This window comes from Streptomyces sp. NPDC104814, from assembly GCF_055583185.1.
On record NZ_JBVJOL010000011.1, the window covers coordinates 142,929 to 163,259 of the forward strand.

At 71.2% G+C, this 20,331-nt stretch carries 19 protein-coding genes and 1 tRNA gene; 11 read left to right on the forward strand and 9 right to left on the reverse strand.

The features are described 5' to 3' along the window. Window positions 1-66: 66 nt before the first annotated feature. A complete protein-coding gene (locus ACZ64A_RS30655) occupies window positions 67-1,059 on the forward strand; it encodes a Yip1 family protein (RefSeq protein ID WP_469815003.1) in 993 nt (330 codons plus the stop codon). Window positions 1,060-1,154: 95 nt separating this feature from the next. Here ACZ64A_RS30655 and ACZ64A_RS30660 read toward each other — a convergent pair whose 3' ends face one another. Together ACZ64A_RS30660 and dcd are read right to left on the reverse strand one after the other, a co-directional pair. Beyond that, window positions 1,155-1,652, reverse strand: coding sequence for a phosphoribosyltransferase (locus ACZ64A_RS30660; RefSeq protein ID WP_469815005.1), 498 nt, complete (start codon window positions 1,650-1,652; stop codon window positions 1,155-1,157). A gap of 8 nt (window positions 1,653-1,660) precedes the next feature. Beyond that, window positions 1,661-2,236 (reverse strand): dCTP deaminase, encoded by a 576-nt coding sequence (dcd, locus tag ACZ64A_RS30665; protein WP_469815007.1) that lies wholly within the window; start codon window positions 2,234-2,236, stop codon window positions 1,661-1,663. A 563-nt stretch (window positions 2,237-2,799) separates the two neighbouring features. Here dcd and ACZ64A_RS30670 point away from each other — a divergent pair. Beyond that, window positions 2,800-2,873, forward strand: a tRNA-Gly gene (locus ACZ64A_RS30670). Between the two features lie 110 nt (window positions 2,874-2,983). Here the strand turns inward: ACZ64A_RS30670 and ACZ64A_RS30675 are convergent. Both ACZ64A_RS30675 and ACZ64A_RS30680 read right to left on the reverse strand, forming a co-directional pair. After that, window positions 2,984-3,427, reverse strand: a complete 444-nt coding sequence (locus tag ACZ64A_RS30675; protein ID WP_450827575.1) for a PIN domain-containing protein — start codon at window positions 3,425-3,427, stop codon at window positions 2,984-2,986. After that, the gene (locus ACZ64A_RS30680) at window positions 3,424-3,690 is read right to left on the reverse strand and encodes a ribbon-helix-helix domain-containing protein (RefSeq protein ID WP_030734427.1); all 267 of its coding nucleotides are present in this window, start codon (window positions 3,688-3,690) and stop codon (window positions 3,424-3,426) included. Before ACZ64A_RS30680 ends, ACZ64A_RS30675 begins: the two co-directional genes overlap by 4 nt. A 360-nt stretch (window positions 3,691-4,050) precedes the next feature. On the opposite strand from ACZ64A_RS30680, the gene ACZ64A_RS30685 reads away from it, so the two are divergent. Both ACZ64A_RS30685 and ACZ64A_RS30690 read left to right on the forward strand, forming a co-directional pair. Beyond that, window positions 4,051-4,359: a hypothetical protein gene (locus ACZ64A_RS30685; protein ID WP_469815009.1), complete on the forward strand. Its 309-nt coding sequence runs from the start codon at window positions 4,051-4,053 to the stop codon at window positions 4,357-4,359. A gap of 669 nt (window positions 4,360-5,028) precedes the next feature. Then, complete coding sequence (locus tag ACZ64A_RS30690) at window positions 5,029-5,439, forward strand: TerD family protein (RefSeq protein WP_469815011.1); 411 nt, start codon at window positions 5,029-5,031, stop codon at window positions 5,437-5,439. Window positions 5,440-5,778: 339 nt separating this feature from the next. Here the strand turns inward: ACZ64A_RS30690 and ACZ64A_RS30695 are convergent, their stop codons facing one another. Further along, complete coding sequence (locus tag ACZ64A_RS30695; RefSeq protein WP_469815013.1) at window positions 5,779-6,423, reverse strand: response regulator transcription factor; 645 nt, start codon at window positions 6,421-6,423, stop codon at window positions 5,779-5,781. Continuing rightward, entirely contained in the window at window positions 6,411-7,661 is a 1,251-nt protein-coding gene (locus tag ACZ64A_RS30700) for a sensor histidine kinase (RefSeq protein ID WP_469815015.1), read from the reverse strand. The genes ACZ64A_RS30695 and ACZ64A_RS30700 overlap by 13 nt, the downstream gene beginning before the upstream one ends. A gap of 170 nt (window positions 7,662-7,831) precedes the next feature. Between ACZ64A_RS30700 and ACZ64A_RS30705 the strand changes: the two genes are divergently transcribed. The 3 genes from ACZ64A_RS30705 to ACZ64A_RS30715 all read left to right on the forward strand — a co-directional run bounded on the left by ACZ64A_RS30705 (window position 7,832) and on the right by ACZ64A_RS30715 (window position 9,460). After that, window positions 7,832-8,284, forward strand: a complete 453-nt coding sequence (locus tag ACZ64A_RS30705) for a hypothetical protein (RefSeq protein ID WP_469815016.1) — start codon at window positions 7,832-7,834, stop codon at window positions 8,282-8,284. 214 nt (window positions 8,285-8,498) lie between these two features. Continuing rightward, window positions 8,499-8,705: a cold-shock protein gene (locus ACZ64A_RS30710; RefSeq protein ID WP_469815017.1), complete on the forward strand. Its 207-nt coding sequence runs from the start codon at window positions 8,499-8,501 to the stop codon at window positions 8,703-8,705. A gap of 410 nt (window positions 8,706-9,115) precedes the next feature. Further along, the gene (locus ACZ64A_RS30715; protein ID WP_469815019.1) at window positions 9,116-9,460 is read left to right on the forward strand and encodes a MerR family transcriptional regulator; all 345 of its coding nucleotides are present in this window, start codon (window positions 9,116-9,118) and stop codon (window positions 9,458-9,460) included. Window positions 9,461-9,490: 30 nt separating this feature from the next. Here ACZ64A_RS30715 and infA read toward each other — a convergent pair whose 3' ends face one another. Together infA and ACZ64A_RS30725 are read right to left on the reverse strand one after the other, a co-directional pair. Next, complete coding sequence (gene infA / locus ACZ64A_RS30720) at window positions 9,491-9,712, reverse strand: translation initiation factor IF-1 (protein WP_469815020.1); 222 nt, start codon at window positions 9,710-9,712, stop codon at window positions 9,491-9,493. After that, entirely contained in the window at window positions 9,709-10,473 is a 765-nt protein-coding gene (locus tag ACZ64A_RS30725) for a GNAT family N-acetyltransferase (protein ID WP_469815021.1), read from the reverse strand. Before ACZ64A_RS30725 ends, infA begins: the two co-directional genes overlap by 4 nt. A gap of 445 nt (window positions 10,474-10,918) precedes the next feature. Here ACZ64A_RS30725 and ACZ64A_RS30730 point away from each other — a divergent pair, with 445 nt between their 5' ends. From ACZ64A_RS30730 to ACZ64A_RS30740, 3 genes are all read left to right on the forward strand, one after another. Continuing rightward, a complete protein-coding gene (locus tag ACZ64A_RS30730) occupies window positions 10,919-11,122 on the forward strand; it encodes a cold-shock protein (protein WP_469815022.1) in 204 nt (67 codons plus the stop codon). Between the two features lie 204 nt (window positions 11,123-11,326). Beyond that, a complete protein-coding gene (locus ACZ64A_RS30735; RefSeq protein WP_469815023.1) occupies window positions 11,327-12,823 on the forward strand; it encodes a DEAD/DEAH box helicase in 1,497 nt (498 codons plus the stop codon). Window positions 12,824-12,889: 66 nt separating this feature from the next. After that, entirely contained in the window at window positions 12,890-13,225 is a 336-nt protein-coding gene (locus ACZ64A_RS30740) for an SCO5918 family protein (RefSeq protein ID WP_469815024.1), read from the forward strand. A 216-nt stretch (window positions 13,226-13,441) separates the two neighbouring features. Here the strand turns inward: ACZ64A_RS30740 and ACZ64A_RS30745 are convergent, their stop codons facing one another. Further along, window positions 13,442-16,840, reverse strand: a complete 3,399-nt coding sequence (locus ACZ64A_RS30745) for a hypothetical protein (RefSeq protein WP_469815026.1) — start codon at window positions 16,838-16,840, stop codon at window positions 13,442-13,444. A gap of 475 nt (window positions 16,841-17,315) precedes the next feature. Here ACZ64A_RS30745 and ACZ64A_RS30750 point away from each other — a divergent pair, with 475 nt between their 5' ends. Continuing rightward, window positions 17,316-20,249 carry a S53 family peptidase gene (locus tag ACZ64A_RS30750; protein WP_469815027.1) on the forward strand — a complete coding sequence of 978 codons (2,934 nt, stop codon included), beginning with the start codon at window positions 17,316-17,318 and terminating at the stop codon, window positions 20,247-20,249. The last annotated feature ends 82 nt before the right edge of the window (window positions 20,250-20,331 follow it).

Consider the following 20,331-nt stretch of genomic DNA (forward strand, 5'->3'; position numbering starts at 1 on the left):
TGAGTCCCCGGTCCCGGAAGCGTCCCTGAAACGACCCCGAAGTGCCCGGCGTTGGCCCCTTAGGGGATGTCACAGCTCGGCCGCAAACCCCCGCCGGGGACTCGGCCGTGGGCACGTCACTCAGCGGAACCAGGTACGTTCGTTGACGTGGCTGGATTCAGGATCGGACGCGGCGGCCGGGACGGCCGTGCCCCGCAATCGCGACCGCAACACCCCCCGTACGGACAGCAGGCACCGCAGGGACCGTCGTACGGCTACCCGCAGTCGCCCCCACCGGGCGGCGCCGGCGGCCCGGCGTCGCCGTGGCCGCAGGCCGGCGGTCACCCGCCGCAGGGCGAGCCGGAGTACTTCGGCGGCCCGGGCGGCGGCTACGGCCCCGGCCCGGCGGACCCGTACGCGGCGAACCAGCCCGGGCACACCCAGGCGTTCTCCATCGACGACCAGGCCCGCTACGACGAGGGCTACACGCAGGGCGGCACCTACCAGGCCGGCGCGGCGGCCCCGGCCGGCCCGATCGGGCCGCGGCTGCACTGGAAGGACCTGCTGAAGGGGATCGTGCTGGCCCCGAACCAGACGTTCCTGCGGATGCGGGACTACGCGATGTGGGGCCCGGCCCTCGTCGTGACGTTCCTCTACGGCCTGCTGGCCGTCTTCGGCTTCGACGGCGCCCGGCAGGACGCGATCAAGGCCACGCTCTCCAACGCCATCCCGATCGTGCTGACGACGGCCGTGGCGATGGTGATCTCCTCCTTCGTCCTGGGCGCGGTCACCCACACGCTGGCCCGCCAGCTCGGCGGCGACGGGGCGTGGCAGCCCACGGTCGGGCTGTCCATGCTGATCATGGCCCTGACGGACGCGCCACGCCTGGTCGTCGCGATGTTCGCGGGCGGCGACGCACCGTTCGTGCAGGTCCTGGGCTGGGCGACCTGGGTCGCGGGCGGCGCGCTGCTCACCCTGATGGTCAGCCGCTCGCACGACCTGCCGTGGCCGAAGGCACTGGGCGCGTCGGCGATCCAGCTGATCGCACTGCTGTCGATCGTGAAGCTGGGCACGTTCTAGGCACTCCCGGCACGCGAAAGGCCCCCGGCGTCACACAGCCGGGGGCCTTTCGCATGCGGTGCCCGCACACGTGCGTGGGTATGGGGCGCGGGGTCTCAGGCGTCGAGAACCTGACCCTCACGCTTCACGACGGGAGGCAAGACGCTCCACGGGAAGTTGATCCAGTCGTCGGTGCGCTTCCAGACGTACTCGCACTTCACGAGGGACTGCGGCTTCTCGTAGATGACGGCGGAGCGGACCTCGGCGACGTGGTCGAGGCAGAAGTCGTGGACGAGCTTGAGCGTCTTACCGGTGTCGGCGACGTCGTCCGCGATCAGCACCTTCTTGTCGGTGAAGTCGATCGCGTTCGGCACCGGGGCGAGCATGACGGGCATCTCGAGGGTGGTGCCGACGCCGGTGTAGAACTCCACGTTGACCAGGTGGATGTTCTTGCAGTCGAGGGCGTAGGCGAGACCGCCGGCGACGAACACGCCGCCCCGGGCGATGCTCAGCACCACGTCGGGCCGGTAGCCGTCGTCGGCGATGGTCTGCGCGAGCTCGCGCACGGCCTTGCCGAAGAGTTCGTAGGTCAGATTCTCACGCACGTCACTCATGCTCGCGCTCACACCTGCGTCCGATGGAAGTTGATGAAGGACCGGGAGGCGGTGGGGCCGCGCTGCCCCTGGTAGCGCGATCCGTACCGCTCGGCCCCGTAGGGGAACTCGGCGGGCGAGCTGAGCCGGAACATGCACAGCTGGCCGATCTTCATCCCCGGCCACAGCTTGATCGGCAGGGTGGCGAGGTTCGACAGCTCCAGCGTGACGTGCCCGGAGAAGCCGGGGTCGATGAACCCGGCGGTGGAGTGGGTGACGAGCCCGAGCCGCCCGAGCGAGCTCTTCCCCTCGAGCCGGGAGGCGATGTCGTCCGGGAGGGTGATCACCTCGTACGTGCTGGCCAGCACGAACTCACCAGGGTGCAGGATGAACGGCTCGTCGCCCTCCGGCTCGACCAGCCGGGTGAGGTCGGCCTGCTCGACGGAGGGGTCGATGTGCGGGTACCGGTGGTTCTCGAACACCCGGAAATAACGGTCCAGCCGGACGTCGATGCTCGACGGCTGCACCATGTCTGTGTCGTAGGGATCGATGCGGACCCGCCCGGCATCGATCTCGGCCCGGATGTCCTTGTCTGAGAGAAGCACGTAGCGAGGATACGCAAGGCGTGCGGAGCCCCCCAATCGTGAGGGTCCCGCACGCCGGGGACGATCTCTCCCACGCATCACGCCGCGGCTTGTCCGCGACGTCGCTTGTCTCCGCTACCGCTTGTCCACGAGGGTGACCGGCACCACGCTGCGCAGCCGGGCACACCGGGGACACCGGACGAGGCGTCCGGGACCGAGTCGCTCGGCCTGCTGCATCGGGAACGAAGCGGCGGTGAACACGTGCCCGTCGGCACAACGGACGAGGGTGCGCTCCATCAAGTCCTGAAGTCCCTTCCCCAAAGAGCCGCGCCGGGCTGGACTGCCCTGGCGACGAGGCCACACATTACGGGATGAAAGGGACGGCTCTCCAGGCGGCACTCCGACCTCGCGGAGCCCCTCCGGCACGCCCCCACCGTACGCCCCAACTCCGGCCCCGCGCAGCCGCATACCCCGTCCCCGCGAACACACGCAGACCCCCGTCCATGAACACCGGGGGCCTGGGATGAGGTACAGTGGGCGACGGTTCCGGCACCACCCGACTCGGGAGGCCGTCGGAAACTTACGCGGGTGTAGTTTAATGGTAGAACATCAGCTTCCCAAGCTGAGAGCGCGAGTTCGATTCTCGTCACCCGCTCCATACTGAAGGCCCAGGTCAGAGACCTGGGCCTTGTTCATTGAGGGGCCGATGCCGCGTGGGCGGGCACAAGCCCCTTGTAGAAGCGGGCTCTTGACCGCCGGGTCCCTGCGTCAGAGCGGGAGGTCGTCGGGGAGTACCCGGAACGCCTTGTAACGGCCCAACGGGCGTACGGCCCGGAAGTCTCGTCGGTCGAGGGTAAGAATCGCGTCCGTGTCGTAGTCGGCGGCAAGCGCCACGTTCACCGCGTCGGCGAGGTCGAGGTCCAGCGCGCGGTAGCGGACACGAACAGACTGTGCGGCGCCCAGGTGGTCTTCCGTGATCTCCGGCAGGACGACACGACCCCGGCTCATCCAGCGCCGAAGGTCGTCGACCGCGCTGACGGCAGCCTCCCTGCCGAGCTCGCGCGTCGCCACGTGATCCAGTTCGGCCAGCAGGAGCGGGGACATGACCAGCAGGCCCGCCGCCATGATGGCCTCGTTCGCCGCCCGGTGTTCCGGGTGAGCCGAATCCAGCGCTGCCAGAAGGCCGGACGTATCGGCGATGACAATGATCACGCCGCGGATCCGGAGCCCGAGCCGGTCTCACGCCGGACCGCTTCGGCGACCGTGTCGCGGACTTCCGACTTGGGCAGCGTGCGCCCCGGCCCCTCGAAGGTGCGCGAGAACAGCGGCTCGTCCCAGACCCGGTTCGCCATGGCTGCAAGGTGGATGCCCTGGCGGATGATCTCGGCCTCGCTTATACCCCGGCGCTTGGCAGCCTCCTTGATGATCGCCAGGTCCTCGGGGTCCGCGTAGACGTTCGTGCGCTTCATGGACATGTACCAATACTAGTCCATGTACCGGATTGATGTATCCGCGCAGCTACCTCTCGTCCCGTTGTCGAGGTCCGGCCGAGCCGACCTCACAGGCCCCGTCCGGGTGCCGGACTGGTCCTGGGGAGAGGTGTGTGTCATGGGTTCGGTTTCCGTGTCGGTGTACCTGGGATGAGTGTGCGGGTCTCGACTCGTGGAGTGCGCACCTCGGTCGGGCCACGTGCGGCGAGGCTCAGCATGGGCAGCGGCGGCGCCAGGATGTCGACCGGGTTCGGCCCCTTCTACGCCTCGAGTTCCCTCGGCGGCAATCGACGGCGCACCAGTACACGGCGTACGACACGCTCTCGTGCGGTCGCCCCCTCAGCCGTGCAACTGGACCGGGCGCGCCGTCAGGCGGAGCGGGCTCAGCAGGAGGCGGAGCGCGATGCCGCCATCACTCAGTTGCGCGAGCTGAGGCGTCAGATGACCAGCGTTCACCTGGGGTCCTTCCCCGCGGCGCATCCGCAAGTCATCCCGGACGCTCCCCAACTGAGCCTGTCATGGGCGCTCGCCGAAGCCCGGACGTTCCATCTTCTGGGCGTGGGGCGGCTGGCCCGCGCGGAGAGGGCTGCGGCCAGGCAACGGGCGGAACAGGACGCACCTGCCTACCTGGCCGCCGAGACAGCGCGACTGTGAGCGATCCACCATCAGTTGGCGGACGAGGCCGAACACTGGTGGCACGCCTCGCCAATGACGAGGACACCGTCTGCGAAGCGGTGAACACCGCCTTCTCGGACAACCCTGCCGCCGGCTGTGCCGTAGGCGTGGACGGCTCGGTGCTGTGCGTCGTTGTGAGACAACAGGACCTCGACTCCATGCCCGGTCAGACGCCTGGGCTCACGCCCGGCGGACGCCCGACGCTGAAGAACCTCACGAAGCGGGACCACGTTCTGTGGTGGCTGACGTCCATGGGTTCCAACATCGTCGCCACACTGAACGAGGGCTTCGCCACCGCAGCCGTGTGCCCGGCCTCCAGGACCTGCTCGACCACGCTCAGGAGGAACCCGGTGCCGACGAACCGTCGCTCGCCGACATCGACGTCACCCTCGGCGCCGGCACCCCGCCCGACGACCGGGCGCCACTCACCGATCCCTACCGGATCAAGCCGTTCGCCGAATGGAAGCAAGGGAGGTCGGCAGGACCGCCTCCTCTACCCGCCACGCCGCCCGCGCTGCCTGCCTCGCTCATCCCCGGCCAGACCCTCGTCCTGCCCGAGGACGCCTGGCAGGGGCTGCACGTCGCCTTCAGCTTCGCCGGGGCGGACGCGGACCTCACCCTCTTCCTGACCGGGGAGGGGACGGCCGGGTGGCGGCTAACGAGGACTTCGTCTTCTACAACCAGCCCTTCTCTGCCGACGGCGCCGCACGGCTCCTGGGCAAGCAGCAGGAGGGTCCGTACTCCGTCGAACGCGCCACCATTCACCTGGCTGCCCTGCCCGAGCGAGTGCGCCGCGTCGCCATCGCCATCAACATGGACGTCAACACGGGCCTGAACTGCGGCTCTCTCACCCACACCGCCTTGCACATGGACTGCGTGAGGGGGGCGACATGGGCTTTCCAGCCGTCCGCAAACCCGGATATCCGAGCCATGGTGGTCGCCGAGTTGTATCAGCACACCGTCGACGGCCTACCCGCATGGAAGCTACGGGCCCTCGGTCAGGGATGGGCGGACGGCCTCGACGGCCTCGCCCGCGCCTACGGAGTCGACGTCGAATGACAGCCGGAAGCCGAACCACCTGCGCACCCGCAACCACGCATCTCCTGGGCAAGAGGCACCTGGACGCAGGATCCTCCGAATGTCCGTCGCCCCGTCCCCCAGACCAATGGCTCCGGAGGCGTGCCCATAGCGTGCCCGTAAGGGGGAAAATCACGGTCAACAGCGGTGCAATCCGGCCCACACGACCACCTCAAGGACAGGTATCTGCGCTGGTCAGGGCCCATGAACCCGCCCAGGCGCCGGCGCTTCCCAAGCTGAGAGCGCGAGTTCGATTCTCGTCGCCCGCTCCATACGAACCCCGGGCCGTCGGTCCGGGGTTCTGTGCTGCCCGGGCCCGTGTCAGGAGACTCCCAGGAAGCGGAGTACGGCGAGGACTCTGCGGTGGTCCGCGTCCGCCTTCGGCAGGTCGAGCTTGGTGAAGATGCTGTTGATGTGTTTGGCGACCGCGCTCTCGCTGATCACGAGGGCCTCGGCTGTTCCGGCGTTGGAGCGGCCGCCCGCCATCAGCTCCAGGACCTCGCGTTCCCGGGGGGTGAGCCGGTCCAGCGGATCGCTGTGGCGGCGCACCAGCAGCTGGGAGACGACCTGGGGGTCCAGGACGGTGCCGCCGGCCGCGACCCGCCGTAGCGCGTCGGCGAACTCCTCGACGTCGGCCACGCGTTGTTTGAGGAGATAGCCGATTCCCGAGGTGTGCAGGGACAGCAGGTCGGCCGCGTACCGCTCCTCGACGTACTGCGAGAGCAGCAGGACCGCCGTGTCCGGCCACTGCTGTTTGACGACCAGCGCCGCGCGCACGCCCTCGTCCGTGAAGCCGGGGGGCATGCGGACGTCCACCACCGCGATGTCCGGCCGGTGTTCCTCGACCGCCGACAACAGCGCCTCGGCGTCACCGGCTTCGGCGACCACCTCGAACCCGGCCATCTCCAGGACCTTGACCACGCCGATCCGCAGCAGGACGGAATCCTCGGCGATCACGGCACGCACGGCAGCTCCACGGTCATCACGGTCGGCCCCCCGACAGGGCTGTCGACCGACAGGGTGCCATCCACCGCGGCGACCCGCTTCGCCAGCCCCGCAAGGCCGGTTCCGCCGGCCGGATCGGCGCCGCCCACACCGTCGTCGCTGACGACGACCAGCAGCGTCGGCCCGAAACGCTCCACGATGACCTCGGCCCTGGACGCCTCGGCGTGCTTCACCACGTTCGTCAGCGCTTCGGAGACCACGAAGTAGGCCACGGCCTCGATCGTGGGCGAGGGCCGCGACGGCAGCGTCACCGACACCCGTACCGGAATCGGTGCCCGGCCCGCGACGCCCGAGATCGCGGCGTCGAGGCCGCGGTCCTCCAGCACGGCGGGATGCAGTCCGCGCACCAGACCGCCCAGCTCGTCGATCGCCTCCTTCGCCTCCCGGTGCGCCTCCTCGATCACACGGCGGGCGTCCTCGGGCAGGTCGCCGAGCGTCGCCCTGGCCAGTCCCAGGTTGACCGCCAGGGAGACCAGCCGCTGCTGAGCGCCGTCGTGCAGGTCGCGCTCGATGCGGCGCCGTTCGGCGTCGACGGCGTCCACCAGGCCGGCCCTGCTCTCGGTCAGGTCGTCGACCCGGCGTGCCAGCTGCTCCTCACGGCTGGGGCCGAGCAGGACGCTCGCGACGCGGGTGTCGAGCCGGGCGAGGGCCCGTGACGTCCACGCCGCCGCGTACAGCAGGGCCAGGCCCGCCGCGGTGAGAAAGGCCGCCCAGGTGGTGTACCCGGGGTGGCCGACGCGCCAGTCGAGCGGCACCAGCCAGAGCCACGCGTAGACCGAGACCGCCGTGCCGGCCGCGGTCCACAGCAGGAGGACGAGGGCCGCCGCGAGCGCCAGCAGCGGCCCGTCCAGCAGGTGGTACATCAGCTGCCGCCGTCCCGCCGGGCTGCGGATCCACGCGAGCGGCGCGGGCCGGCGCCCAGGGCGGGGCGGGGGGATGTCCACGCCGAGCCGGGTGCGGAAGCGGCCGTGCTGCGCCGCGGTCAGGAGCGGCCCGGCCAGCGCGACGGCGGCCAGGGGGACGAAGACCGCGAGCAGAACCGCCCACATCGCGACCGGCACGAACAGCATCCAGGGCAGCGCCAGCACGAAGAGCACACCGAGCTGGATCAGGACGCCCGTGGCGAGAAACGCGACCGGGCGTCCGGCTCCTTGCAACGGTCGCAGGATCACGCGCCGGAGACGGGCAGTTGTAGGCATGGGGAGACGGTATGTGCGGCGGTCGGGGGAAATCGATGGCACAGGGATCCGCTCCGGGGGTGCAACTGGTGCCACCACGGAACGGGCCCCCGCGTTACTGACCGCGATCGCCGTGCGGCGCAGGCTGGAGACCGTGAGCAGGAGCCGCGAACGTGAGGGGGGCCGATCCGATGAGCGCGCTTGGTGAGTGCCGGCCGCAGGACGCCGTGCGCCGGTCGGCCGGCGGCCGGACGCGCCGCCGGTGCCGGGCGGAACACGTCCTGGTCGTCTGCGGGCTGGGCCTGCTGCCCTGGCTGGTCGTCCTCGCGTACGGCCTGCCCGGGGGCACGGGGCACCGGCCCGTCATCTGGATCGGCCTGGACGCCCTGGAGGCGGTGGGGCTGATCACCACCGGGTTGCTGGCCCGTCGCGGTCACCGTCTGCACCCGCTCACGGCCACCGCCACCGCGACCCTGCTGGGGGCCGACGCCTGGTTCGACACCCTGACGGCGGCGCCGGGCGCGGATCAGGTCTCCGCGGTGGCCATGGCTGTCGTTGCGGAGGTGCCGCTGGCGGTGACCTGCGTCGTCCTGGCGGCCCGCGGCCTCGCCCGGCTGGTGCCGCGGGCGGATCCATATCTGTAGTCGCGGCAGGAGAATTCGCTGCGGGGCACCGGAAATATTCCTGCCGCCACGAAGTGGGCCGGATTTTCCGCCCCGCACGGCCGACGTCTCCGTGCTACTGTCGTCATCAGTTGCAGGTGTGGTTGCCAGACGGTTTTTCCGACGGCTGATCATCACGGCGACATGGAATGCGCACAGGGTGCGTTCCTGACACCGTTCCCGAAGGAGAAACATCATGGCTACCGGTACCGTGAAGTGGTTCAACGCGGAAAAGGGCTTCGGCTTCATCGAGCAGGACGGCGGCGGCCCCGACGTCTTCGCCCACTACTCGAACATCAACGCCCAGGGCTTCCGCGAGCTGCTGGAAGGCCAGAAGGTGTCGTTCGACATCGCGCAGGGCCAGAAGGGCCCGACGGCCGAGAACATCGTTCCCGTCGCCTGACGCACAGGCGCGGACGCATCACGTCACACGTCGCAGCCGGGGCCCGCACCATGAGGTGCGGGCCCCGGCTCGCTTTGTTTAGCAGATAATTCCGGGCCGATTCTGCCGTTTCTGCCGATTCCGGCAATGACCCGGCGATGAATTCGGGGAATATTCCTGACAGGTTCCAGGAATATGTTCCAGGAATATTGCCGGGATGTACGACGAATTTCGTACGGCCCCGACGCACGGCTCCGGCCCCGACGGGCGGCTCCGGCCGCGCGCGTCGGCGGGCCCCCCGCTGCAGCGCACCCCGGCCGGGACGGACGGACGGCTCACAGCGGCAGTGGCGACGCATGGTGTTGAATTCCCTCGGGGCCCTGGTGCCGTACGGCACCGGGGCCCCTCGACGCGTTGCACAGCGAGGTGACATGACCGCGGACAACCCACTGAACGATCGTCTGGACGACGACGACTACCCCGCGTACACGATGGGCCGGGCAGCCGAGATGCTCGGTACCACCCCGGCTTTCCTCCGGGCCATCGGGGAGGCTCGTCTGATCACTCCGCTCCGCTCGGAGGGGGGACATCGCCGGTACTCCCGCTACCAGTTGCGGATCGCCGCCCGCGCCCGGGAGCTCGTCGACCGGGGCACCCCGATCGAGGCCGCGTGCCGCATCGTCATCCTCGAGGACCAGCTCGAGGACGCGCAGCGCATCAACGCCGAGTACCGCCGTGCCGCCGCCGAAGCCGCGGGCGGCTCCGGCTCCGGCTGAGCACCGCCCGTCGTCCGGGGGCGGCGCCGGTCAGCTCCGGTAGCGGTAGACGATGCGGCCGCGGCTCAGGTCGTACGGGCTGAGGTCCAGGAGCACGCGGTCGAACGGGAGGATCTTGATGCGGTGCTTCCGGATCTTCCCGCTGATGTGAGCGAGCACGCGATGCCCGTTCTCCAGCTCCACCGTGAAGGTGGCGTTGCGCAGGCATTCGAGGACGGTGCCCTCGGCCTCCACGCCCTTGGCCTGGCTCATCGGCGCACCAGCTCCAGGCAGCCGCCCGAACGCCGGGCCCCGGCGCCCTCGGCCAGCGCGATCGCCACAGTGTTGGACTCGTCCACCTCGGCCCAGGCGGCGTCGGCCCCGTCCCGGCGCAACGCGTCCAGGGCGTGGGCCAGCAGCGTTCGTCCGATGCCGCGCCCGCGCTGATCCGCCCGGACGGCGATCAGCCCGATCCGTGCCCGGTGGCGCACCCGCACGACGCGGACCAGTCCGGCGTACTCACCGTCGCGGACCGCCACGGCGTGCTTCGACGGGTCCAGCGGCAGGCAGCCGGCCGGGCCGGGCAGTACCTCGGCCGGCATGGTGTGCCAGCCGACGGTGGCTCCGACCTCCTCGCGGATCACGCGGTCCAGTGCGCGCAGCCGGCTCATGTCGGCCTCGCCGGCGGGCAGGATCGTCACATCCGGGGCCGGCCGTGGCGCGCCGAGCGGGGTGTCGCGCACGCCGGTGGGCAGGACGTACTCCCGCTCACGGCGTCCGACGGTGAAGCCGAGCCGCTGCCAGCGCGAGGTCAGCTCGTGGTCGTCCTCGCCGACCACGGTGTGGAGCGGCGCGGGGAGGTCCGCCAGCATCGCCGCGGCGAGCTGGTCGAAGACCGGGTCCTGCCATACGTCGACGCTGACGAAGAGCCGCCCGTCGGGGCGGTGCGCGACATCGCCGTGGCCGACGATCCGGTCGTCCGCCACCGCCTGCCATCGGGCCTGGTCGACCCGGGTGATCGTCACAGTGTTCATGGTGTTCGCCTTCCAGGAGTGCCTTGGGAAAGGGGCGCTCCCGACGACACCTGGGTCAGTCGCACACCGTGACGGAAAGGGGGAGCACCCACCTCGATACAGCGTTCACGGGTGTCACCTCCTCCGGCTCGGTCACGGTCGACCGCAAGCTAGCAGCTCTTCCCGCCGCGCCGCCCGCTCTTTTTCGGGCCGGCCCCCCGGGTCGCCGGGGCGGGCGGAGGCGACCAGCTGTTGAGATGGGTGCCGTGCCATTGGAAGACGCGAAATATTCCCGTCCCGGCAAGCGGAGGGGAATTATTTTTTTCCGTGCGGGAGCGATTGCGGCATGGTAGTGTCGACGTCAGTTGCAGTTGTGGTTGCCGGGAGTTTTTTTCCTGCGGGGTGATCATCGCGGCGACCGGAGCCGCACAGAGCGGCTTCGAACACCGTCCCGAAGGAGAAAAAAATGGCGACCGGTACTGTCAAGTGGTTCAACGCGGAAAAGGGCTTCGGTTTCATCGAGCAGGACGGCGGCGGCGCCGACGTCTTCGCCCACTACTCGAACATCAACGCCCAGGGCTTCCGCGAGCTGCAGGAGGGCCAGAAGGTGACCTTCGACATCGGTCAGGGCCAGAAGGGCCCGACGGCCGAGAACATCGTCCCCGCCTGACCTGCGCACCATCGCGTCACACAGCAGCTGGGGCCCGCACCTTGGGGTGCGGGCCCCAGCTCGCGTCGTTCGGGGCGTCGTCGACCGATCCGGTCCGCCCCCTTCAATTCCGGCTCGTTCTGCGGTTTTCCGCGCGGCGGTTTTCCTGCCGCGCGATTTCCTTGACGGATACGTGCCGCGTCCAGGAAAGCGTGAAGATTTCGCATGAGCCGTGCCCGTTCCGCTCGTACATACAACCGATCCGGCGGATCCGGTTCCGCCGGTGGTTCCCAGAGCCGCCGCGGCCGTCGGCCGTCCTCGGCACAGGGCGCGTCCCGCCCCTCGGGTGAATTCGCCCTGCCGAAGACGATCACGCCCGCGTTGCCGCCCGTGGAGTCGTTCGACGAGCTGGGCCTGCCGCCGGCCCTGCCGGCCGCGCTCCGCCAGGAGGGCGTGAGCGTGCCGTTCCCGATCCAGGCGGCGACCCTGCCGAACTCGCTGGCCGGCCGTGACGTCCTCGGCCGCGGCCGCACCGGCTCGGGCAAGACCCTCGCCTTCGGCCTCGCCGTACTCGCCCGCACCACCGGGCTGCGCGCCGAACCACGCCGCCCGCTGGCCCTCGTCCTGGTGCCCACCCGTGAGCTGGCCCAGCAGGTCACCGACGCGCTCACGCCCTACGCCCGGGCCGTGCGGCTGCGCCTGGCCACCGTCGTCGGCGGCATGTCCATCGGCCGGCAGGCCGGTGCGCTGCGCGCCGGTGCCGAGGTGCTCGTCGCGACGCCCGGCCGGCTCAAGGACCTCATCGACCGCGGCGACTGCCAGCTCGACGACGTCGCCATCACCGTCCTCGACGAGGCCGACCAGATGACCGACATGGGCTTCATGCCCCAGGTCACCGCCCTGCTCGACCAGGTGCGCCCCGACGGCCAGCGGCTGCTGTTCTCGGCCACCCTCGACCGCAACGTCGACCTGCTGGTCCGCCGCTACCTGACCGACCCGGTGGTCCACTCCGTCGACCCGTCGGCCGGTGCCGTCACCACGATGGAACACCACGTCCTCCACGTCGACGACGCGGACAAGCGGCAGGCGACCACCGAGATCGCCGCCCGGGACGGCCGGGTGATCATGTTCCTGGACACCAAGCGCGCCGTGGACCGGCTCACCAAGCACCTGCTGAGCAGCGGTGTGCGGGCCGCGGCCCTGCACGGCGGCCGCTCCCAGCCGCAGCGCACGCGCACCCTCGCCCAGTTCAAGGACGGCCAGGTCACCGTGCTGGTGGCGACCAACGTCGCCGCCCGCGGCATCCACGTCGACGACCTCGACCTCGTCGTCAACGTGGACCCGCCCACCGACCCCAAGGACTATCTGCACCGCGGCGGCCGCACCGCCCGGGCCGGCGAGTCCGGCACCGTCGTCACCCTGGTGACCCCCGAGCAGCGCGGTGAGTTCAAGCGGCTGATCTCGACGGCCGGTGTCACGGCACGCGTCACGGCCGTGCGTCCGGGCGAGGAGGAGCTGAACCGCATCACCGGCGCCCAGGCGCCCTCCGGTGTCCCCGTGGTCATCGCCGCACCCGCGCCCGAACCCAGCCGCCGTGCCGCCGCGCCCGGCTCCTCGTCGTCGTCCCGTTCCCGCCGGGGACGTTCGGGGCGCGGCCGGTCCTCCGGTGAAGCGGCGCGGCGTGGCACGGGACGCGGCTCCGCCCTGGGCCGGGCGGCCTAGCGCGCACCCGGCCGCCGGCTGAACGCCCCCTGTCCGACAGCCCGTTCACCCCTCCTGGGAGGCATCATGCGCTGTGTCATCGCCCGCTATCCGTTCGAGCTGACCAAGGCCGGAGTGCTGGCCTCCATGGAGGGCGTCACGCCCGAACCCGTCACGGGTGAGTCCGTGACGATCGGGCGGCGCCGCTACCCCGTGAAGCAGGTGGGTGAGGTCGTCACCCGGCAGGACCGGCGGGACTTCACCGGCCGGGAGGTCACCCTGGCGATGACCCGCCTCGGCTTCACCTGCCACCCGCATCCCGACGCCGAGCCCGAGTCCGCGTTCGGCGGGCCGTCGCCCGCACTGCCCACCCCGCAGAACCTGCTCGACGACCCGGCTCCGGTGGTCCCCCGGGAGGCGTGATCCCGGGGTCCCCAGCACCCGTCGGCCGGCTCACACGGCGGCGCGGCGGCGTTCGTCCAGGACGCCGCACCGTACGCCGTGGAGTCGTGGCGGAGGTTCTCCTCCTTGATGCGGCCGACGGAGGTGTCGAAGACGGTGGCTCCCCCTTGATCGGGTGGAGGAACCACCATGGCACGTCACCGTGTTGAGGGCGGGTCGGCTCGGGGCCCGTCGTCGCTACGGCGCGTAGAAGCCCTCCACGTCCGCGATCAGGTGCACCGTGCCCGCGTGGTTGTAGAACGTGACCTTGCCGTCGATCACCGGGACCACCACCAGGCCGGCCACCGTGTCGCCGGGGCGGGGGTTCAGGTTGGACGCGCTGGTGCGGGCCGTGCCCGACGGGTACGCCGAGATGTACGTGGAAGCCGTCGGACCGGTCGCCGTCACGTTCAGGACGACCGCGGTGGCGCCGGTGGCGGGGACGCCGCCGCGCCCCGTGACCTGGAGGGTGACCGTGCCGCCGGGGCCGACCGTGCCCTTGCGTACGCCCGTGCCGTCACGGGTGTCCATGGCGCGGGCCGGGGCCAGCGGCTGGTACAGGGAACCGATGTCGCCGTCGGTGAAGTACCCGGCGACATCGGCGACCAGGTCGGTCGAACCGGCGTGGTGGTAGAGGAAGACCCGGCCGTCGCGTACCTGCGCGACGACGAGGTTGGACACGGTCCCCCCGGCCGGGACGTTCAGGACCGAAGGGCCCGACCACGCCGTCGTCGTGGCGTTCGGGACGACGGAGACCACGGTCGAGGCAGTCGGGTTGGTCGCGGTCACGTTCAGGACGACCGCGGTCACGCCCTTGGCCGGCAGTCCGCCACGGCCCACGACGGTCAGCGGCACCGTGGTGCGGGCGGCCACCTTGGCCTTGCGCGCGCCCAGGCCGCTGCGGGTGTCGAGCAGGCGCGCGGGCCCCACCGGCTCGTACAGGGAACCTGCCGCCTTTGTGTAGAGGCCGGTGACGTCGGCGATCAGGTCCACCGTGCCGGCGTGGTTGTAGAAGCTGACCTTGCCGTCCTTGACCGGCACCACGACCATGTTCGGCACCGTCCGGCCGGCCGGCACGTTCAGGTTGGACGCGCTGGAGCGGGGCGTGCCCGCCGGGTACGCCGAGACGTACGTCGACGCCGTCGCGTTGGTCGCCGTCACGTTCATGGCCACGGCCGTCACGTCGGCGGAGTCGGTGACCTTCACGGTCACGGTGCCGCCGGATCCGACCTTGCCCTTGCGGACGCCGGCTCCGGTGCGGGTGTCCATCCGCCGCTCGGGCTCGACCGGCGTGAACCGCGTCGTCGCCGGGGAGAGGCCGCCGGTCAGGACGACGGAGCCGCTCTGCCGGAGGGCCGGCCCGGTGCCGTCCGCCGGTGCGGCGGTCAGCGTCCAGGCGTACTGGCCGTTGGGCATGAGCCGGCCGGCCGTGTCCTTGCCGGTCCACCGCACGCGCAGCCGGCCGCGGGCGTCGGTGCCGGAGCCCACGTCGAAGGTGCGGCCGGTGGTGGTGTGCCGCGCGGTGACCGTCCACGCGCCCGCGGGCTTGCTGAGCAGGAGGGACACCAGGTCCGCGCCGGGCTCGCCGGCCGCGAGGGAGGTGGCGGCCGTGCGGTGCAGCACGGTCAGCGGCTGGGTGGCGATGCCGGTGGGCACGACGTGGACCTGCTCGTCGGCGTCGACGTACGCCACGTGGCCGCCGAAGCGGTCGACGCTCCAGCGGATGTGCCGCTGGGAGACGCCGGTGGCGGGCAGGGCGCCGATGACCCGGCCGACCGGGTGGGCGCGGTCGGCGCCGGTGAGCACGAGCTGCGCGGCGGCGGTGTCGTGCGTGACGACGTAGCCGTCGCCGAGCAGGGCCGCACCGGCCGGGACGGGCTGCGTGGCCTTGGTGTCCCGGTCGTACACTCCGGCCGGTCCGTTCGCGCCGCAGCTCCAGTACAGCCAGCGGCCGACGGCCTGGAGTTCCTGCGGCACACACGGAGTGGCGGCGTCCGCGGTCTCGACCTGCTTGCCGGTCGTCAGGTCCTCGGCGGTCAGCGTGCCGGCGGTGGCGCCGGGGGTCCAGAGCCACGAGCCCCACAGGGCGGCGGCGGTGGCCGCGCGCTCCTTGACGACGCGTTCCTCGGTGAGCGAGTACACCTGTTGCTTGTTCTTGGCGTCCGCGGTGTCGTGCACGAGGTACTCGCCGTCGATGTCGACGAGCCGGCCGGCACCGAGCCAAGCGGACCGGAAGTCGCCGCGCTCGGGGCCGTTGACGACGTAGTAGCCGCCGATGCGGCGCTCGAAGCGGCCGTCGCCGAGCGCACGGTACTCGGCGCAGTCGACGTCGTCCTCGGCGCAGCCCTGTAGCGGGACGTCGGTGAGCCTGGAGCGTTCGCCGGCAGCGGGGGTGCCGGAGGCGCCGAGGGTGCGGACGTACTCGTAGGGGGTGTCGTCGCTGTCGTCGACCACGGACAGGCGTCCCTGGGCGAGCGCGACGCCCTGGATGCGCGCGGGGTTGGGCAGCGGCTTCACCAGCCGCGCGACGGGCCTGCCGGAGTCATCGGGGGTGATGTGCTGCACCCCCCACCGGACCGGGTCGCTGCCGCCCATGGCGGCGGCGGTGCCGTCGGGTCCGGCGGCTGGTCCGGAGAAGGTCCGGGGAAGCAGCGTGACGGCCGGACCGCCGGAGATCGGCACCCCTTCGAGGGTCCGGGCGTACGGGTAGACCAACCAGTCGCCGACGATCGCGAACCCGTGGGTCTTGGTGTAGTCGACCGGGTCGATCCGGTCCCCCGGGACCACGGTGGCCGGGGCGGAGAGGTCCTTGCGGGAGAACGCCAGGATGTCGTGAACGCCGTTCTTCCCGCTGTACACCACCAGGTGTGCCGGGGACAGCTTCACGTTCTCGTACGACTCCGGGACCGGCGGGGTCAGTGCCTCGACGCGTCCGGTCTGCGTCGAGGCGATGCCGATGCGCCGCTGGCCGTCCCGGGCCGTCGTCGACACCACGACGCTCGACGCGTCACCGCCGATGACCCGGTCGAACGCCACGCCGTCCGGGCCGGTCAGGGTCAGATCTCTCGTCGTTCCGTCGGGCCGCAGCGACAGCAGGTGCGTCGACTCCGGCGTCCGTGTCCCGTCCGGCTGCGTGACCATCCGGTACGCGACCGCCGTTGAGCCGAAGACCATGGCGGCCGTCCTGATGTCGCCGGGCAGGGCCAGGTGGCGGACGCTGCCGTCGGCACCGCGGAACTCCACCTCGCCGTCGCGCAGGACGGCCAGGGTGTCGGAGCCGGTGGACCGGATGTTCCCGGCGGGCACGGAGACCCTGGTGGTCCGACCGTCGGCGTACCGGGTCCAGACGACGCCGCCCGGCTTTCCGTCGGCGTAGAACACACCGTCCGGTCCGGCGGCGTCCGCCCAGCCGAAGCGTGACATGCCCGACTGGTACAGCGACGCGCCGACCGGTGCCGGCCGCGGTGCCGCCGGGATCACCACCTCCGGTGGCGGGGCAGGGTCGTCCGCGACGGCGCTCGATGCGAGCGGCAGGAGTCCGCCGGCCGCCACCGCGGTGGCCAGTACTCCCCGGATCAGGCCATGACGCTTCAGCACGAGTCCCTCCCCCTGTCCCTGCCGTGCCCCCCACCGCAGGTGAGCCGGAGCATAACAAGGGCCGCAGACAACGCTTTCCGTGCCGGACGGCGGAGCTCCGGCCGCTATGTCCGGTAAACCATCCGCTTGTCATGATCACGGTCTCGCAAAGTACCCACCCCCGCCTTGGCGGCCCGATCCCGGGGCTGATAGAGATTCGTTTCTGGCCGTCGTCCACCGCGTGGGAGCGGTGACACCGCCGGGGGGGCTCTACGTGGTCCGGCTGCGGCCGGATCTCCGACACGTACTCTTCGCGCTCTCGCCGTGCCCGCATGCCGCATGCCATGTGCCCGCGTGCCCGCACCGGCGCACCCTTCCGCGGTCTCACCTGCCCACGCACCTGGGTGACGCAGATGACGAAGAGGGAGTGTGCATGGGCCGAACCGCCCGTGAAAAGGCGTATCGATGGGGAGCGGCGACCATAGCCGCCCTGGCCGTGACCGCCACCGTGACACCGGTGTCGTACGCGGCCACATCCGGCGAGCCGGCCCCGCAGCGGGTCGGCGGCGCGCCGAAGGTGCCGGCGGGCGCCGTGCGCGCGGCGGACCCGGCGGCCGGGGAGGCGCTCGACCTGAGCGTCGTTCTGGAGCCGCGCGACACCGCGGCGCTGAACCGTTTCGTCGCCGAGGTCTCCGACCCGGCGTCGCCGAACTACCGCAAGTACCTCGGCTCCGGCGAGTTCGCCGACCGCTTCGGCGCGACGCCGCAGGCCGTCGAGCGGGTCCGCGCGCGGCTCGCCGCCCAGGGCCTCGAGGTCGGGGCGCTGGAGTCCGACGGACTCACGCTGCCCGTGCACGCGACGGTCGGCAAGGCCGCCAAGGCCTTCGCCACCGACTTCGACGGCTACAAGCTGAAGGACGGCAGCACCGGGTTCACCAACACCCGTGCGCCGCAGCTCGACGGCCGCATCGCCGGCGACGTGCGCGCGGTGGTCGGCCTGAACACCCTCGCCGCCCGCGCCCCCCGCAACACCGGCGCCAAGGGTCCGGCCCGCCTGCAGCAGGCCACGGACGGCGCCCGTCAGTCCCGGCTGACCGGCACCACCGGCACCATGTGCACCAGCATCAAGAACCTGTACGCGACGCCAGGCGACGGCTACCCGGCCGCGTACGACAAGACGGACTACTGGAGCGCCCGGTCGCTCGCGGCCGCCTACAACATGGCGGACCAGCCCAACGTGCAGACCAGCACCACCATCGCGGTCTACTCGCTGGAGAACTACGACCTGCGCGACATCAACAGCTACCAGGCCTGCCACGGCACCAAGGCCTCGGTCAGCTCCGTGCGCGTCAACGGCGGTCCCACCGACCCGGTCGACCCCGTCAACGGCACCGGCATGGAGACCGCGCTGGACGTCGAGACCATCGCCGGTCTCGCCCCGCAGTCCAAGATCCTCGTCTACCAGGGTAAGAACACCTGGGACGACGGCACGGCCACGCTGCGCCGGATCGTCACCGACAACCGCGCGAAGGTCGTCTCCATCAGCTGGGGCAGCTGTGAGACGTACACCCCGGCCGAGGTGATGGACGCCGAGAACCTGCTGTTCCAGCAGGCCGCCGCGCAGGGCCAGACCGTCGTCGCCGCCTCCGGCGACAGCGGCTCCACCGGCTGCTACCAGCCGGGCGAGACCATCCCCGGCCAGGACCAGCTCGTCACCGACTTCCCGGCCGGCTCGCCGTACGTCCTCGGTGTCGGCGGTACCTCGATGCGGACCGCGGTCGCCAACCAGACCACCTGGACCGGCTCCGGCGGCGGTGTCTCGCACCGCTTCAGCGTCGCCGCGAACGGCTTCCAGAACCGCACCGGCGCCGGCTACAACGACGCCTGCGCCGCCGCCACCGGCCAGGTCTGCCGCCAGGTGCCGGACGTCTCCGCGGTCGGCGACCCGGCCACCGGCTACCCGGTCGCCTTCGGTCACACGTCCACCGGCGGCCAGTACTGGAACATCATCGGCGGCACCAGCGGCGCCGCCCCGGTGTGGGCCGCGCTGATCGGGCAGGCCGACCAGGACCTCGCCTGCCAGGCCAACGGCACCGTCGGCTACGCGCACAACGCGCTGTACCGCCTGCCGGCCGCCGCGTTCCGTGACGTCACCACCGGCAACAACAACCTGACCGGCTCCGGCAACTACAGCGGCCAGTACCAGGCCGCCGCCGGTTACGACCTCGCCACCGGTCTGGGCACCCCGAACGGCCGCGAGATCGTCAAGGGCCTGTGCGCCTCCGTCCCGCGCTCCCCGGCCGGCACGTTCAACGCGCTGACCCCGGCCCGCGTCCTGGACACCCGCTACGGCACCGGCCGCCCGGGTACCTCCCCGGTCGCCGCGAACGGCACGGTCAAGCTGAAGGTCGCGGGCGCCGGAGGCGTCCCGGCCACCGGTGTCACGGCGGTCGTCATCAACGTCACCGCCGTCTCGCCCACCGCGACCGGTCACCTCATCGCCTACCCGAGCGGCACCACCCGCCCGGAGTCGTCCAACAGCAACTGGCTCAAGGGCGAGATCATCCCGAACCTGGTGACCGTCCCGGTCGGCCAGGACGGCTCGGTCAACCTGTTCAACGCCTCCAGCGGCACCGTCCACTTCGTCGCGGACGTCGCCGGCTACTACACCACCGCGGCCGGCGGCAGCACCTACCTGCCCATCGGCCCGTCCCGCATCCTCGACACCCGCGCCGCCAACGGCGTGACCACGAAGACGCCGGTCGCCGGCAAGGGCACCGTGTCCCTGCAGGTCGCCGGACGCGGCGGGGTGCCCGCCACGGGCGCCACCGCCGTGGTCATGAACGTCACCGCCACCGCGCCGACCTCGACCGGTCACCTCATCGCCTACCCGAACGGCGCGCCCCGCACCGAGTCGTCGAACATCAACTGGCTCGCGGGCCAGACCCGTCCGAACATGGTCGTCCTGCCGATCGGCAACGACGGCAAGGTGAACCTGTACAACGCCGGTACCGGCACCGTGCACTTCATCGCGGACGTCGCCGGTTACTTCACGGCCGACGCGACCGGGTCGTCGTTCCACACCGCCGGCCCGAGCCGCCTGCTCGACACCCGCTACGCCCTCGGCACCGCGCGCAACACCGCGGTCCCCGGCGGCGCCACGCTGGTGCTGAACGTCAACGACGGCCACACCCTGGCGAACGCCAAGGCCGTGGTCCTCAACGTCACCGTCACCGCCCCGACGTCCAACGGCTTCCTGACCGTCTGGCCCGACGGGACCACCCTGCCCAACGCCTCCAGCGTCAACTGGGTCAAGGGCCAGACCGTGGCCAACCTGGTGACCGTGCCGGTCGTCAACGGAAAGATCGACTTCCGTCCGAACGCCGGCAGCGTGCACGTGATCGCCGACCTGTTCGGCTACTACATGTAAGGCGCCCAGCGCCTCACGGACACGGGCCCTGCCCCCGCCGCCATGAGCGGTGGGGGCAGGGCCCTTTCCGTGTCCGGCACCG

Bases quoted from the DNA above. Each gene is read 5' to 3' on its own strand.
- ACZ64A_RS30735 (WP_469815023.1), top strand. From the start codon at position 11,327: ATGAGCCGTGCCCGTTCCGCTCGTACATACAACCGATCCGGCGGATCC.
- ACZ64A_RS30725 (WP_469815021.1), bottom strand. From the start codon at position 10,473: ATGAACACTGTGACGATCACCCGGGTCGACCAGGCCCGATGGCAGGCG.
- ACZ64A_RS30680 (WP_030734427.1), bottom strand. From the start codon at position 3,690: ATGTCCATGAAGCGCACGAACGTCTACGCGGACCCCGAGGACCTGGCG.
- ACZ64A_RS30740 (WP_469815024.1), top strand. From the start codon at position 12,890: ATGCGCTGTGTCATCGCCCGCTATCCGTTCGAGCTGACCAAGGCCGGA.
- ACZ64A_RS30715 (WP_469815019.1), top strand. From the start codon at position 9,116: ATGACCGCGGACAACCCACTGAACGATCGTCTGGACGACGACGACTAC.
- ACZ64A_RS30660 (WP_469815005.1), bottom strand. From the start codon at position 1,652: ATGAGTGACGTGCGTGAGAATCTGACCTACGAACTCTTCGGCAAGGCC.
- ACZ64A_RS30730 (WP_469815022.1), top strand. From the start codon at position 10,919: ATGGCGACCGGTACTGTCAAGTGGTTCAACGCGGAAAAGGGCTTCGGT.
- infA (WP_469815020.1), bottom strand. From the start codon at position 9,712: ATGAGCCAGGCCAAGGGCGTGGAGGCCGAGGGCACCGTCCTCGAATGC.
- ACZ64A_RS30655 (WP_469815003.1), top strand. From the start codon at position 67: ATGTCACAGCTCGGCCGCAAACCCCCGCCGGGGACTCGGCCGTGGGCA.
- ACZ64A_RS30700 (WP_469815015.1), bottom strand. From the start codon at position 7,661: ATGCCTACAACTGCCCGTCTCCGGCGCGTGATCCTGCGACCGTTGCAA.
- ACZ64A_RS30705 (WP_469815016.1), top strand. From the start codon at position 7,832: ATGAGCGCGCTTGGTGAGTGCCGGCCGCAGGACGCCGTGCGCCGGTCG.
- ACZ64A_RS30710 (WP_469815017.1), top strand. From the start codon at position 8,499: ATGGCTACCGGTACCGTGAAGTGGTTCAACGCGGAAAAGGGCTTCGGC.